At 43.6% G+C, this 15,073-nt stretch carries 15 protein-coding genes and 1 tRNA gene; 9 read left to right on the forward strand and 7 right to left on the reverse strand.

Annotated features, from left to right (window positions below; all coding sequences use genetic code 11):
• The first annotated feature begins 5 nt into the window (after positions 1 to 5).
• Genes RE469_07735 through RE469_07745 form a run of 3 tightly spaced genes read left to right on the forward strand, consistent with a single transcriptional unit; the run spans position 6 to position 1,537 of the window.
• Positions 6 to 731: a succinate dehydrogenase iron-sulfur subunit gene (locus RE469_07735; protein WMT44088.1), complete on the forward strand. Its 726-nt coding sequence runs from the start codon at positions 6 to 8 to the stop codon at positions 729 to 731.
• Between the two features lies 1 nt (position 732).
• The gene (locus RE469_07740) at positions 733 to 1,146 is read left to right on the forward strand and encodes a succinate dehydrogenase (protein ID WMT44089.1); all 414 of its coding nucleotides are present in this window, start codon (positions 733 to 735) and stop codon (positions 1,144 to 1,146) included.
• Position 1,147: 1 nt separating this feature from the next.
• Positions 1,148 to 1,537, forward strand: a complete 390-nt coding sequence (locus RE469_07745; protein WMT44090.1) for a succinate dehydrogenase — start codon at positions 1,148 to 1,150, stop codon at positions 1,535 to 1,537.
• A 388-nt stretch (positions 1,538 to 1,925) separates the two neighbouring features.
• Here RE469_07745 and RE469_07750 read toward each other — a convergent pair whose 3' ends face one another.
• Both RE469_07750 and RE469_07755 read right to left on the reverse strand, forming a co-directional pair.
• Positions 1,926 to 2,582 carry a DedA family protein gene (locus tag RE469_07750; protein WMT44091.1) on the reverse strand — a complete coding sequence of 219 codons (657 nt, stop codon included), beginning with the start codon at positions 2,580 to 2,582 and terminating at the stop codon, positions 1,926 to 1,928.
• Between the two features lie 142 nt (positions 2,583 to 2,724).
• Positions 2,725 to 3,237, reverse strand: a complete 513-nt coding sequence (locus RE469_07755; protein WMT44092.1) for a cytidine/deoxycytidylate deaminase family protein — start codon at positions 3,235 to 3,237, stop codon at positions 2,725 to 2,727.
• 197 nt (positions 3,238 to 3,434) lie between these two features.
• On the opposite strand from RE469_07755, the gene RE469_07760 reads away from it, so the two are divergent.
• The gene (locus RE469_07760; GenBank protein ID WMT44093.1) at positions 3,435 to 3,878 is read left to right on the forward strand and encodes a hypothetical protein; all 444 of its coding nucleotides are present in this window, start codon (positions 3,435 to 3,437) and stop codon (positions 3,876 to 3,878) included.
• On the opposite strand, the gene RE469_07765 is transcribed toward RE469_07760, so the two are convergent.
• On the reverse strand, positions 3,875 to 6,583 hold the full coding sequence (locus tag RE469_07765) for a thermopsin family protease (protein ID WMT44094.1): 2,709 nt from the start codon (positions 6,581 to 6,583) through the stop codon (positions 3,875 to 3,877). The two genes, RE469_07760 and RE469_07765, sit on opposite strands and share 4 nt — an antisense overlap.
• 711 nt (positions 6,584 to 7,294) lie before the next feature.
• Here RE469_07765 and RE469_07770 point away from each other — a divergent pair.
• Positions 7,295 to 8,383, forward strand: a complete 1,089-nt coding sequence (locus tag RE469_07770; GenBank protein ID WMT44095.1) for a glycosyltransferase — start codon at positions 7,295 to 7,297, stop codon at positions 8,381 to 8,383.
• Between the two features lie 198 nt (positions 8,384 to 8,581).
• Here RE469_07770 and RE469_07775 read toward each other — a convergent pair.
• Together RE469_07775 and RE469_07780 are read right to left on the reverse strand one after the other, a co-directional pair.
• Positions 8,582 to 8,654: transfer RNA gene (locus RE469_07775), tRNA-Val, on the reverse strand.
• A gap of 80 nt (positions 8,655 to 8,734) precedes the next feature.
• Entirely contained in the window at positions 8,735 to 9,193 is a 459-nt protein-coding gene (locus RE469_07780) for a hypothetical protein (GenBank protein ID WMT44096.1), read from the reverse strand.
• A gap of 140 nt (positions 9,194 to 9,333) precedes the next feature.
• Between RE469_07780 and RE469_07785 the strand changes: the two genes are divergently transcribed.
• The 4 genes from RE469_07785 to RE469_07800 are packed head-to-tail and all read left to right on the forward strand — an operon-like array spanning position 9,334 to position 13,081.
• Positions 9,334 to 10,095 (forward strand): Rieske 2Fe-2S domain-containing protein, encoded by a 762-nt coding sequence (locus tag RE469_07785; GenBank protein ID WMT44097.1) that lies wholly within the window; start codon positions 9,334 to 9,336, stop codon positions 10,093 to 10,095.
• A 22-nt stretch (positions 10,096 to 10,117) separates the two neighbouring features.
• On the forward strand, positions 10,118 to 11,821 hold the full coding sequence (locus RE469_07790; protein WMT44098.1) for a cytochrome bc complex cytochrome b subunit: 1,704 nt from the start codon (positions 10,118 to 10,120) through the stop codon (positions 11,819 to 11,821).
• On the forward strand, positions 11,814 to 12,500 hold the full coding sequence (locus RE469_07795) for an enoyl-CoA hydratase/isomerase family protein (protein ID WMT44099.1): 687 nt from the start codon (positions 11,814 to 11,816) through the stop codon (positions 12,498 to 12,500). Before RE469_07790 ends, RE469_07795 begins: the two co-directional genes overlap by 8 nt.
• On the forward strand, positions 12,497 to 13,081 hold the full coding sequence (locus RE469_07800; protein WMT44100.1) for a hypothetical protein: 585 nt from the start codon (positions 12,497 to 12,499) through the stop codon (positions 13,079 to 13,081). Before RE469_07795 ends, RE469_07800 begins: the two co-directional genes overlap by 4 nt.
• Before the next feature lie 172 nt (positions 13,082 to 13,253).
• Here the strand turns inward: RE469_07800 and RE469_07805 are convergent, their stop codons facing one another.
• Together RE469_07805 and pdxS are read right to left on the reverse strand one after the other, a co-directional pair.
• Positions 13,254 to 13,988: a DUF92 domain-containing protein gene (locus RE469_07805; protein ID WMT45652.1), complete on the reverse strand. Its 735-nt coding sequence runs from the start codon at positions 13,986 to 13,988 to the stop codon at positions 13,254 to 13,256.
• Between the two features lie 3 nt (positions 13,989 to 13,991).
• Positions 13,992 to 15,002 carry a pyridoxal 5'-phosphate synthase lyase subunit PdxS gene (pdxS, locus tag RE469_07810; GenBank protein WMT44101.1) on the reverse strand — a complete coding sequence of 337 codons (1,011 nt, stop codon included), beginning with the start codon at positions 15,000 to 15,002 and terminating at the stop codon, positions 13,992 to 13,994.
• Positions 15,003 to 15,073: the final 71 nt, after the last annotated feature.

Consider the following 15,073-nt stretch of genomic DNA (forward strand, 5'->3'; position numbering starts at 1 on the left):
ATAATATGGAAGAACTGGTAGTAGAAGTCACAAGAACGGATGAGAAAGGCAACCAGAAGCTGCAGTCGTTCAATGTCCCAAAGGATAAAGTTTCCACTGTTCTGGAAGCACTCCTCTACATCAAGGAGAACATGGACCCTAGCCTCTCATTCAGGTATTCGTGCAGGATGGAGATCTGTGGAAGCTGCGGAATGGAAATAGACGGCAAGCCCCATATGGCCTGCTCCACGACCATTGAAAGCCTGAAATCTGATAAGGTCAAGGTTGCGCCAATGAAGCACTATAAGGTCATCAGAGACCTGGCTGTGGACATGGAAGGCTTTTTCGACAAATACAAGGAAGTGAAACCTTACATTATACGGGACGACGAGAATGGAAAATACGAATCTGAAATACTGCAGACGCCGGCACAATTTGACGAATTCATTGATTACTCCATGTGCATCAAATGCGGTATCTGCATGGCGGCATGTCCAATTGAAGGTTCCGATCCAGATTATCTTGGTCCTGCACCGCTGACTGCAATCTGGAGATACATCGCAGACAGCAGGGATCAGGGGGCGAAATACAGGCTCGAAGTAGCCAGTGGGCCTGAGGGGACATCAAGGTGCCATTTTGCTGGTGAATGTACAGAAGCATGCCCCAAGGGAGTGGACCCTTCATTTGCAATACAGAAGCTGAGGGGAAGCATGGTCAAGTATGAGTTCCAAAGTTTATTCAGGAGGCATTGAAATGGTTGAGGAAAACGTGAAAAATCTGCGGGAAGGCCCCATGGGCTGGATGAAATTCTACAGAAAGGGAATAGGATACTTTGCGTTCGCTATGCACAGATTCAGTGGACTGGTGATTGTATTCTACCTTTATCTTCACCTGTTCGTACTTTCGCATCTTCTCGTGGGAAAGGCGACGTACAACAGTCTGGTAACGTCTGTCACCTACGGCCCATTTGATTCGTTCCTTGTGCTGGATGTTCTTCTTGCTCTGGTCATATTCTATCATGGTGCCAACGGGACAAGACTTGCATTGAATGAGCTTGGTATAGGACTGGAAAATAACAAGGCAATGTTCTACGTATTCGAGGTTATATCAATGGTGCTTCTGGGCATTTTCCTGTATTATGCCTACATGTTCCTGGGGGCGAGCTGATATGGCAGAAGTTGAGATGAACAGCGGGAGAGAAATAAGGAGTTCCACAGGTTCCATTGGGAGAATGTTTCAGGCTGCGTCAGGTCTCTTCCTCATATTCTTCCTTGGCGTACACCTCTATGTTGCGCACATAGACTTCGGACATCCCATACAGTTCTTTACCTCAGTTATAGAAAATATGCACAATGTCTGGTGGCTTACGTTCTTCATAGTATTTGTATGGGTCATAAGTTACCATGCAGTGAATGGCCTGGGCGGGATAATCAAGGATTTGAATATTGGTGAAAGGGGCAAGGCCTATGTAAATTACGCAATGGTAGCCCTGTACATCGTTACCGTCGTTTATGGAACAATTCTTGCAGTTCTCGTTGCAAGGATACCGCTTCCATAAGCGACATCTCTCTTTTTTACTGTTCAGTACTATTTTAGCTGTTACCAGTTGAAACTTATGGGTTGAATCCGTACATTGCAAAAAATTCAGTTCTTATTGGCGTTGTAAAAACAATATCGCTTCCATGAAACAGCATATTCATCAGGCTAGTCCGTGACGGAGTGTCAGAAATTTGTCATTGCCTGTGATTTATTCTCACTGGCACGAAACCATCCCAAAAATTTCCAGGATCTAGTTGAGGATGCCAGAATTCGGATCATACTGATCCGATCATGTGTCATTACAGAGAAAAACAGGTAGGTGGAACATCGCAAGAACCTGTCAGCGCAAAATCACAGTGAAATTTTGATATAATGATTTGTGAAGTGCAGGTATCATACACCTGGCTTCAAGAAACGGTTCTCTGCTGTCGCTTCTTGCTTAGTTTTGATAAAAACCACCACAGTATTATTCCTATAAGGATTGCAATTGCCACATACTGGTACTCATCGAAGTATGAAAGAATGCTACCCCAGTGCGGACCCAGAATATATCCAAAATATATCAGGAAGCTGTCCCAGATGAGGGCACCCGCAAGTGTCAACAGCAGGAATGATGCTCTGTTCATTCTGGCAATTCCGGCAGGTATGGATATGAACGTACGGAATATGGGGACAAGCCGCGTGAAAAAGACAGAGAGTGGGCCATACCTGAGAAACCATTCGTGTGTTCTCCTTATGGAAGATTCGTCAAGCATTACATATTTGCCATATCTCAGTATTAAAGGAATTCCACCATAATCCCCAAGCATATAAGCAAGATAAGCTCCAGTAAGATTTCCGAGACTACCAACAACGAGCAGGATAATAAATGCTGGCAAGCCCGCGGCTCCAAGAAGGCCACCTGAAAAGGCTAGATAACCGCCGAATGCCATAACAACTTCAGATGGGATGGGAAGAAGAAGACCCTCAAGGAGCATCAAAACAAAGATGCCGGGGTATCCCAAGGCCTGTATGAGCCCTATTACGAAATTAGCAAGCTCAGTTGCAATGGCAATGTGAATCACGAAAGCCCCATACACAACTATAATATAAGAATTATCACAGGGCTGAAAAATTCCTGAAGCATTTTACTGTGCACAGGCGATGCAAAATGCCATTTCTGGATTCATGAAAAAGAGAAAGAAGCCCTGATGCCTGAATCTTTCTTTAATCGCTACCGGGGGTAGTTGCATAGAACTCGCCGAGCATGGCCTTGACCTCTCCTTCCGGAAGTTCAAAGTGCCTCTTTTTAATATCACTTTCAAGAAGCATGAGTTCCGAAAGTTCGTCCGGATAACCCTGTGCGTAAATGATTTCCCTGATCTGTGCGTTCATGAGCATCTTGGAGCAAACAACACATGGGTGAGTTGTCACATAGATAACTGCATCCTTGATGCTGACTCCATGAACCGCTGCCTGGATTATGGCATTCTGTTCGGCATGAAGACCCCGGCAGAGTTCATGCCTCTCCCCAGAAGGAACATCAAGTTCATCTCTAATGCAGCCAACCACGTCACAATGAACAGTCCCCGATGGAGGACCGTTATATCCAGTGGCCAGGACATTTTTGTCCTTTACAATAACGGCCCCCACTTTCCTCCTTGTGCAGTTTGATCTGGAAGCAGCAAGGAAAGCCATCCTCATGAAATACTGGTCCCAAGTTGGTCTTTCATTCTGCATAAAGTCATAGTTTGAAGCATTTAATAATGTTTTTCAGAGAGCCGCACATATTGCTGACCCTATATAATACACCCGGTTAGCAACGCATCCTTCCAGAATTGAATGAAACCAGTCTAATACTGTATTTATGGGCAATTTGCAATTAGTAGTCCACAGGAATCGGTAAAGATTTTAGTCAGAATTGCATTTCAAACCTATTGAACAACACTAGGACGATAATGGGAATACTTATAGCCATCCTCGGTTTCTATTTCTTCTTCTTCGTGCTGGATTATCTGGGAGGGGTGGTGATAGCCGTCGGAGCTTACTTCATGGCCACTGGGTTCAGGACGCCCTCTCACAGGCAGATTTCCGGGAAGGTAAATCAGGTAATTTACAGCAGCCTTATGGAAAGAGGTACGGAGAGAATAAAAACCGGGCAGCTCAGGACTACGCAGGAGCGGTTGGTCGAGGTTCTGGATAAGCTGCAGGACATTCTTGGTTCGCAGAGTGATATGCCCGAACTGGGATATGACGCCATCTTCTTTCACTGTAGATCAGAAAGCGAAGCAACAACCCGGCTTAGCCAGATTGAAGATAAGGGACTCAATGGGTCGCTTATCCAGAACAAAAATGACTGGCAGATAAAGATAGAGTTTTAAAGATATCTTCTTCTTGTCAGAGCCACTGCCCCCAACAGCACAGCTACAAGTGCACCCAGTGCCAGGTATGCTCCTGCATCCTTTGGGGATATTAACTTGGATTTATTGTTTAAATGAGGTAGCGGTGCCTGAAGACTTGAGTTCAGGAGCCAGATAATAAGCGGATCACCATTATGGATATTAACCGACAGTATTGCAGTATAATTGCCACTGATTGCAATTCTGTAGTTCGAAATCGCGTCTCCATTGACATAAACTCTGCTTGACAGAGCCTGCGATACACTGCTGCCAGTAAGGTTGTTCAGAGATACATATATGAGCATTGTTCCTTCACTTGTGTCAGAAGAATAGCTGACTGATACAGAGCCAGCTGTATTATTTACCATAATCAGCGATATATTGGCAGATTCTATTGTGACGATGCCGTATGTTGAAAGTGCATAACGTGCAGGAATCAGGTCAAGAGCAAAATTGCGGGAAATATTCCCGCTTACGGAGAGATTGTAAGATTCCGGCATGTATTCTGATGCAGTAACTGAAGCTTTATACTGCCCTGCGGGAAGATATATCACATAATAGCCCGATGAGTTCGTTGTGGCAGGTAATCCATTGAATAATATCTCAGCATTTCCTGGCATTATATGCCCTTGTATATCAAAGGTAACAGACGATTGAGTAGTAATATTCATGTATGTTTCCTTTCCGCCGTAAATAGCAAGTGAATATATCTCCGGAGTCAGATTATCCCCATATATTGAAACTACATATCTGCCCGCAGGAAGCGTTTCGTTGAACTTTCCACTTGAAACTGCTACAGGCATTCCGTTGGCTCTGATTATGGCGTTATTTGAATTAACAGTGCCATTCAGATAACCATAGTCTACCATGGCCTTCAGGGTGATATTCAATGTCAGAGCGCTGCCGTAGCTTATGGAAAAGAAATCAGAATACGCATAGTATCCGGGAGCAGAATCCACAAGATAATATGTCCCGGGCTTGAGGTATATGGAAAAGTTACTTTTGTCATCCAGGATCTTTTCTCCATTCAGGAACAGGGTGGAATTGATTCCTGAGATCACAACAAGCTCCCCATTCTTCATGAAACCGACTGTTATTGTAATATTAGAGCCGTAAACCCTGAACGATCCGGAACCGCCTGAATAAATGGAATCTGGCGTGCTGTAGTTGTAATGATAAGTTCCATTTGGAAGTTGAATGATCAATGAATCGCTTTCTGAGAAATTATATTCGGTTGATGAGATATTTAAATACCATAGTGTATCGGCAGGCAATCCGCTTTGAAACACATTCAGTTCATACTTTATCTGGGTAAACTTCACCTTTACGCTAACGGGGGCGCCTGATATGCTCAGTTTACCGGAATTCGATATGGCCGAGTAACCGGGAATGGTCGAAACATTATAGAAATAAGTGCCATTGTGGAGAAGCAGTGAAATTGTATTCCCGGTTGAAGATTTGAGAATGCCGGACATATTTATGGCCCAGTAAGAACCAGACGGAAGTCCAGACTCTGTGAAATTAACCCAGTAACTGGAGACCGTGGTGATCCTTGTTACAGAATCAGGTAATATGGTGACAGTCCCGAAGCTCATTTTCTGTGACCCTGACACAAGGTGAACATCATATGTGCCTGAATAAAGTGTTACGTTGGCTCCTTGGTTTTCATACGGAACTACTGTTGTATTGATATATAGCTGCCCTGAAGGCAAATTTGGAGATGATAGATTGAGAAAACCAGTGGTTGAAGTGTTATAGTCCATGTCAAGGGCTCCAGATCCGCTTTCAGCAGATATACCCGGAGTTCCAGATTCACTTGCCGGTGATGAGGCTATGGATACATTGGATATTCCTTCAGCTGTATTGCTTCCAAAATTATACGCATTAGACACTGCCTGATAATTGTAACCATTCCAATAGTCCAGCATCATGGAAACACTTGAAGCCATGTCTTGTGTGTCGCTCCCACCTCCCGGGCCGCCCATTATGAATTCAGCGTCCATGGGGAGATTGTCCGGCTTATAGTAAAATCCACTGACCTGAAATTCGGGAACATTCCTGACATTATTTGCAAATGTAAAGACGACTTCGTCGTATGTAACCCATCCATAACCATCGTTGTAACTGAAGTTAACCTGAGGAGACCCACTGGCGTCAAGGCTGGTGTTCATCCTCAGAGTAACTGTAGTTGGGTAGCTGAGTTCGACCAGATTACCAGGATCATTTCCGGGCACATAGTAGTAGAAGCCTATTCCACTGGAATCACCCACAGTTCCGTTTCCAGTAACTGAGGAGTTCAGCATCCCGGATTGCGGTTGAGAGGAATTCCATATGTTGTCCAGAAACTGTATCTCACGGGAGGTTGTGTTTAATAACGCAACATCCTGAACCCAGAATACATAACGATTTCCGGAGTTGATGAAAACTAGGTTCAGATTAAGCTGGAAACCCATGGAATCTCCTGGCCAGCTTGAGTTAAAGGTGGATATGCCGGAAATATTTACAGTTCCAGTGTATGAGGTTCTATTGGTTTCGTAGGGAATTCCATTAGGCCCTATACCGTAATCTGCAATACCCATGGGTGCTGGCTCGTCTGTGTAAAGATACGGATTAATTGCTGTGAAATTCTCCAGATGCTTGGAAGTCTGCTCACTGAAACCATTCTTATCCTGAGTAGTGCTGGGCATGAAGCCTCCACTATTCCGTGGAATAACAGTGCCAGCGGATTCATGAAGAAAAGAAAAGGATGAAGAAACAACTAACACCATCACAACTACGGATAGGATAATCGGAAGGTGTAAACTCAATCGCATCTCATTCGCAACGCCATTCATTACTAAATGTTTGCCTTCACTGCGGTTCATGAAGCGAAATTTGCATTTGCGCAGTCTATCAGGCCTTGTAAAAAGCTTGAATAGACCCAGAAATTTGAGTGCCATGCCTGGAAAACATAGTTATGTTACGGCGATCCAGCAATGCTGAAGTTTCTTTACTAAAGACCAAGGATTCAATTCCAGATGTAAGGGGTGAAAGAATTGATGCGTTAATGAAAGAAGTTATGCAACTCATTCCATGCGAATATGCTTTCAGCCTCTTGCAGGACAATGGGTGGCATTGCAACTATCTGATTTATGAAAATTTGCATGTGCAGCAAATGTGGCATTTTAGCCATGAAATTATCCCTTCTTATTCTAGCGATGTTGGTTTATAACACTGTACTTCGATGATTATTTAATCCTAAACTAGTAAAACAGCACATGGGCATTTAATTTCGCCATTTGTCGATTTAGAGGTAGCATTAAATATGAAATACAGATTTCAGTAAATCACGCTGAAATCAAACTGCAAGCATACCGAACATAAGGAGAACAATCAATAATGGTCGAAGGAGGAGTTTCTTGATAACTTTGGATCCGGGCTATGGACACTTCAACATCGGCGTAGTAATACCTACATATAATGAATATCACAATCTTGTAACACTTCTTCCAACATTAAAGAATCTAGATCTTGATAATGTCTATGTAGTAGATGACGATTCCCAAGATGGGACATGCGATCTCGTTTCCCGATTTCCAGAGGTCAAGTTTGTCATAAGAAAGAACCAGCGAGGTCTGGTTTCAGCGGAAATAGAGGGAATGAGGCATGCAGAGAATGATTTCCTTGTGGTGATGGACGCCGACTTTTCTCATGATCCATCAACAATAGTCCATATGGTTGAATATGCCATAAGGTCAAGAGCAGATGTTGTTGTGGGTTCGAGGTATATAGAGAATGGCAATAATGGCGATCGTTTTTCCAGGAAAGTAATTTCTACTGTTGCAAATAAACTTGTGAACCTATCGTTTCATCCCGCAGTTAAAGATGCAACATCTGGATTTCGCGTTTACTCAAAAAGAGCGTATAAATTCCTGTCTGAAGAGGAAAAAATAAAGCCTGGATATACGGGGCAGGTTGACATTCTGGAACGCCTTATCACTGCAGGATTCGTATGCAGTGAATATCCCATAGCATTCATCTCTAGAAAAACCGGGAGATCCAAACTCAAGTTTCGCGATATCATAGATTTCTTCGCTTTCGTTGCATTGCGTGGAAATCTCTTAAAGTATGCCATTGTTGGAACTACCGGGATACTGGTGAACGAACTTGTGCTTTATCTTCTGCATGGTTTCCATCCAATACTTGCAGATCTCGTGGCAATTGAAATTTCAATAACCACGAACTTTTTCCTTAATGACCTGTGGACCTTCAAGAACAGAAAGAAGAGGTTCGGATTTGTAAAAAGAATTGCACTTCATAATATTTTTTCAATCCTGCCTGGAGCGGTGAACTTCATTTTCTATTTTTCACTATACCTGAAAGGCTTCGAATATCTTGACGCGAATCTACTTGGCATAGCGGCGGCATATGTTGTAAGATATATCCTATCGAGTTCCATTGTGTGGGGAGAGAATAAACATAAGGCCAGATACTCGGAGAACGAATAATCGCTTTGAGAGGTCTACTGGACACCTCATAAGGCTCCCCTAATAAACAGATAAGCTGGAACCCCTTGAGTCTTTCTAAAACTAATTCCACAAAAAACGTGTGATGTTCATGAATTTTACATTTGCTAACTCTTAACCGTTCCTGCACAGCTTCTGTTTATTCAAGGAGTTGCCCGCCAAAATTAGATGCGACTGGAATGGGCCCGACCGGATTTGAACCGGTGACCACCGCCTTGTAAGGGCGGTATCATAACCACTAGACTACGAGCCCCAATCCCAAAATCACGTGCTTATTTTAAATCTTGTGGCCCTCTTGAGCAATTTGCCTTTATAGGGGGCCATTAAAATTGGTTACTGTGTTACGGTTATATTGTCAACAAAACTGCATTTCACCAGAACCTTGGCCTTGCTCAGGTGCTTATCTATTTTAAGAGTTTTAACATTGGTTATGGAATCAACATACCTGTCAAATGTTTCATTATCTACGCCTGCAAGTTCCAATGTATCTATATTGCTGAACGCCACCTTGTGTCCTATTTCTGCAAGATCATTCTTGTCTACAGACAGATTTTTTATGTTCTCTATATACTTGGGCATGCTCTGTGTGGCACCTTCCACAAAATTTTTGGAGATCTGGCGTGCTCCTGAGGCGGTTGCTAGAAAAGTCTTATAGGCATCGTTCGTGACCTCACCCAGAGTTTTTCCTGTGTCCCTGGCCAGGTTAAGAACTCTCCTGTAGATATCCTTGCTGACGCCTTTTATGGAAATATCTTTCTTGTCTTCAGTTTCTTCTCTTTCTTTAGTTGCCATGTATAGACATAGTATTCTTGTATATAAGGTATCTGGATATCTGGATTACCCGATATCTATTATTAGGTTTTATCTATTCTTTAACCTTCGTACACACTTATCAATGAAAAAAACTTATATGTTGATTGTATCAACCACTAATGGACGAGGAAAGAGTAGATAATGGTAAGCGGAACTTCCTCAAGGCAATGATTGTCGTATCTGCAGGGGCTGCAGTCGCTGGTGTCGTGAAGGGGCTTGTTTCAAACATAATTCCACCAACAACCGGTCTTACCGCATTTCCTACCCTAACGCTAGTTGATTCCGATACCGGGTTGCCCATTCATACCTCAGATATAAAGGTCAACAGCACAAAAGCATACGTATATTATTACCCACTTCAAAATGACCCAAATTTTCTCATAAGACTTGGCGATCAGCACAACAACGATGTTAGAGTTGTTTCAAAGCCCGTCAAGGTACCTGCAACTGGCCGTGTTTTTACGTCAGCTGCGGGAGTTGGACCATATGGATCTGTGATCAGCTCCAGCGCCATATGCCAGCATCTGGGCTGCATTCCACCAATTATACATTACTATACCCCTGGAACTCCAATCCCCGGTCATCCTACACTGATTACTGCTCAGCAAAATGCACAGAATGGTATGCTAACGGGATATGTTCACTGCAACTGCCATGGGAGCACATACGACCCATATAATGGGTTTGCAGTTGTAACAGGTCCTACCGTGCATCCTCTTCCCAACACTATTCTGGAGTATGAATCAGTCTCTGATACTTACAAGGTAAAAAGTATGGTTGGACCCACTATCTATGGAAAGCCTAATGATCTGTCTGGTGGAACTGCGTTCCCAAGTGGAACTACCACAACGCCCGTAAATAAGATATCTGTTGTATCATAGAAAAAATTGGTGGTGCAAAAAATTGTTTGATGAGAAACCTAAGCTATTCAAATTGCCGCAGAAAGGCGAAGTGCTTGGCGAAGACCCGATGCACATCAATGACCTGCCGCTGAAGAAAGTGCCGGATTACATGAGAAAGAGAGGAGGAATATGGTACTGGACAGGTGCATTGATAACCATGGCCTTTGTGTATCAGGTGATTACGGGCCTGCTGCTTCTCTTGTATTATGTACCAAGTGATGCTTACAACAGCACTGAAGCCATTATTACAACTGTGCCTTATGGTTCATTGATTCTGACAACTCACCTGTATGGGGCTTACGCAATGATATTCCTCATATATGTTCACCTTTTCAGGAATTACTTTTTCGGTTCCTATAAGAAGCCAAGACAATTGCAGTGGGTTCTTGGCGTTCTGCTACTTGCCCTAACTATAGGTGTCGGATTCTTCGGCTATTCAATGACAGGTGATGTTCTTTCATCTGATGCCACAGATGTCGGGAGAGGAATTGCAAAAGCAACACCTTTTCTAGGTAATTACCTGGAGTCAATATTCTTTGGGAATGGCACAAGTACAAGCCTCTTCAGTCACATGCTTGCCTGGCATATCATACTGGTGGCATTGATAGGCATAGTCTTCGGTGCTCACTTCTGGCTCGCAGAGGCAAATGGAATAATGCCTTCGCACAGAGAGACAAATCACAAGGCACCCGCAGTTGACAAGAATGAAGAAAAACACAAGGAATGGTACCCATACAACTTTTCATTCATGACGCAACTTGCCATGTTTGCTTTCGGTTTTATCATACTCATACCATCAATACTTTCGCTTCTGGCTCCAGTAAGCCCAGGACCAGCTTCTACTTTCCCCGCCTTGTTTTCGCCTTTTCCACAGGTATCTCCAAGTTCTCCGAATGCAGCATACGTACCAGCGTATCCACCATGGTTCCTTTTGTTTGTTTACAAAGCAGTAGATTTTGACATATTTGCTGCAGCAGGTAATCTATCAGCGCTGGCCGCAACCGCAGTCATAGGAGTGATACCCCTTCTATATTTCCTTCTCCTGCCTTTCATTGATACTACGGATGATCTGCATCCACTTTCGAGGCCTCTGGTAACATCATTTGGCATACTTGGCATAATATACATGGCAATCCTGTCAGCTTGGGGTGCACTGTCCCCGGGTGTGCAAATACCCAATTACGAGGTATTTGCCGTCCTCTTGCCTCCATTTGTTGTGGTTGTCGGGGGGATGACCTTTCTATCGCGGCAATATAAAAAGGGTAAATTCAAGATCACTGGAACAAAAATACTCACATCTTTCCTGTTGTTCCTTTTCGTAATGATGTTTGGGGCATATGTATTTGGACAGAATTTCACTGCAACACTTGCACATACAAGCCTTCTTAACCTAGTTGCGACTTTCTTCACGGGAGGAGTAATGGTGTTTGGAGCTGTTGGGACAGCAAAATCTGCCAGATTATCCAATAAATATGATTCTACAAAGCAGAAGCAGGAGAGAAGTGCCTACAGAATGAATAAGAATACGGCCGTAGTTCTTTCAGCACTACTAGCGATTGCAGCCATAGTGATCACGTATCTAATATTCAGCCTGAATCCAATTGGTGCAATAAACAACGGTGAATTTGGCATCGGACTGGCATTCATCCTGATAATAGCCGGCACAATAATGAGAATTTACAGGGCAGCGTTCTATTATGAGTAATATTACAGTAAAAGGATTCGATTACGTTTCGTTCTGGCGGGAAGATACAGTTGGAGTAATAGTGCTGAGAACGGATTCGTCCGGGAAGATCTCTTCTTCGGTCATGGGTGAATTGATGATGGCCATCGGAAAAGCCGCAATTGATGATGAAGTGAAATCAATTGCCATAACTGGGCAAAATTTCGTATTCTGCAAAGGTCTTCTGGATACTGGGAATCAGCGTTCATACCTTGAACAGGCCAGGGCTCTCGCCTCAACTCTTGCATCTGTTGAGAAACCAACATTTGCACTGATTAATGGGGATGCATTCGACTTCGGATATGAAATTGCATTATTGTGCGATAGGATTATTGCCGCAGAAGGAAGCAGGCTTGGATTTTACAAGGAATACTCATTTGTACTGGGCGGGTCCGTCACAAGTTCAAGATTTCAGGAACTGGCACGGGTTGATGCGAAGGAAGGTTCAAATTGTGATTTGATCATAAACAGAGACACCTTCCTTGAGGATTCTAAAGGGATCATAAACAAATCAAGAGGCACACTTATGGTGCTAAGAAGGCGGATGGCAATGCGTAATCTGATTGAGGCGTTAGATATGGAACATCTCTCTTACCTTCGGAATATTCGCACGGGAAACGAAGTAACTGATCTTTCAAGGAAGGAGGGCGTTAACCAATGAATGGAAATGTCAAGGGTTGGATAGGTTTTCTTGTTCTGGTCATAATAGTTATAGGCGGTGCTTTCGGCACTTCGCACATTTTGCCTTCCAAAATATCAGCATTGACTGTGACATCAGTTTCATCAAATGTAAAGGGTGACTTCATTGCTTCCAATGCCACATACTATGTAAATCTCTCCAGCCCAGTGACGTCACTCAGCTTCAATATTACAGTGAAGGCTCCAGTTGCAACAGGAGCGGTTAACGCAACCATTATTCCTCCAGTACTGCTAAACATCACCCAGTTCAATTCGACATATAATTCCACATACGCTGCCCTCATTAAACAGGGTGAAAGTCCCAGCAACGCAACCGCTAATGCTACAACGGTCGCCTATCAGGACTCGACTTACGTCCTTTTCAACAACACATATGTGAACACTTCACTGAAGGGAGGCACTGCCACAGTATCCTTTACAGCCACTTTGAACTCCACTGCTCTATCTCTCATGAAGACAGGCGAACCTGTTATTGCCAGCTTCACAGCTGCATCAGGGCAGTATGGTGTAGTCGGGTCAATAGTAGTGACTAAGGATTATTAGCCATAATTTTAGTCTCTATATGAGCAATTTCCCTTTTTCTTATGGTTACGCACTAAATTCTGCAATATTCTTATTCTTCACTTTTTCGTAACATTATGAATTCATTGTAAGGGTGCTACTTATTCGTCGAGTACACAAGGAATCAATGCAAATCCTGCTCAATAATGTGACTTTACAGCAGATAAAGGAATAACGCACCCAGTATTACGCCAGAAAAAGAGGCTATAAAGTTCACTTCTCCCTTTGAGAGCTTACCCTTGTTCTCGAAGATTGCACCCAGATAGCTGTCAATCTGGCACCCGATAAAGCCAAGGAAAATGACCATAACAACGTGCAATGTATTAAATCCGCCAACGGAAAGAAGCCCATATGAAATGCCCACTATGGAAGCTCCAAGCAACGCCGCCAGCTGGCCGATAACTGAGACACCCCCATTTATTCCAGGGGCTGTCCTCTTCAGATTTGTTATCATGTAAACTTTCCTGTCTATTATGCCTATCTCTGATGCAAATGTGTCGGCACTTATAACAGACAGAGAAATTGCAAATAGTTCGAAATAATGAAAATATGGGTATCGGCCTATTATGGTGGTAACATTCAGGAAGGCTATTACAAGACCAGTAATTCCAGCATAAAACACATTCGACATCTTCCTTTCTCCCTTTTCTCCTTCCTGAAGTTTATTCTTCTGTTTCAGATCGAAATATGCTTTGGTTGCAAGATGTGAGAAAACAGCAAAAATAAGGAGTAATATAAGCCACCTTATGGATCCAAGGAAAGAAACAGCCAATCCAACCACAAGTGCGGCAACACTGCCCTTAAGATCAAATATATTTAATAGTCTTGAAAGGGCGAATAAGATCCCTAGAAAGAGAAGTATCTCTATGGTATTTAGAAAGGGGGAAATGGATTACCAGCCTCTTCCCTGAATTTTATTTTCTTCCGGCATCTTCTCTATGTCAAGGCCCGACATGCTGCTGAGTCCCGAGGAAACATCACCTATAAGCTTGTAGTCTTCGTAATTTTCCACCGCTTCCACCACTGCTCTGGCCATCTTTTCCGGGTCCTTGGACTTAAAAATACCGCTTCCCACAAAAACACCGTCTGATCCAAGTTTCATCATAAGCGCGCCGTCCGCAGGTGTTGCAACACCACCTGCAGCAAAGTTAACCACAGGAAGTCGTTTCATGGTCCGTATCTCCTTCAGGATTTTTAGAATTTCTGCCTCTATCCTTTCGAGGGACATGCCATAGTATGCGTCGAATCCACCAAGATAATCTTCGTTTCCAAAGAGATCTTCTGAGACGTTGCCTCTCAATTTTACATATGATAGAGAGATGTGGTGGGCAGCCTTAACAAGGTCATCCTGGCCCAACTCCCTGAGTGACCTTATGCCATCGGATACCATCCTGATGTGCCTCACTGCTTCAATAATGTTACCTGTACCGGCTTCTCCCTTGGTTCTTATCATGGCTGCGCCCTCAAATATCCTCCTTACAGCTTCAGGTAGCATCCTTGCGCCGCACACTACGGGCACCTTGTATTCTCTCTTATTGAGATGGAAAAACGGATCAGCTGGAGTTAAAACCTCACTCTCATCCAGCATATCAACACCCAGTGCCTCCAGGATATACCCCTCCGATAGGTGCCCAATCCTGACCTTAGCCATTACAGGGATGGAGACTGCGTGAAGTATCTCCTTTACTTTCTCCGGATCAGCCATTCTGGCCACTCCGCCAGCAGCGCGGATATCAGCCGGAACACGCTCCAGAGCCATTACCGCAACGGCACCAGCTTCTTCAGCGATCTTAGCCTGTTCAGCGGTTGTAACGTCCATAATGACGCCACCCTTAGTCATTTTGGCAAAGCCACGCTTGATAAGCTCATCGCCAAATCTTAATTTTGATATTTCAATCGGCATATCAACCGCATAACGCATCATGATAAAATATAAATATGTTTATTAAGCCCCCGTAGAAAGCCCAGTAACGC

It is taken from the genome of Cuniculiplasma divulgatum, assembly GCA_031200235.1.
In the GTDB taxonomy this organism is placed as follows: domain Archaea; phylum Thermoplasmatota; class Thermoplasmata; order Thermoplasmatales; family Thermoplasmataceae; genus UBA509.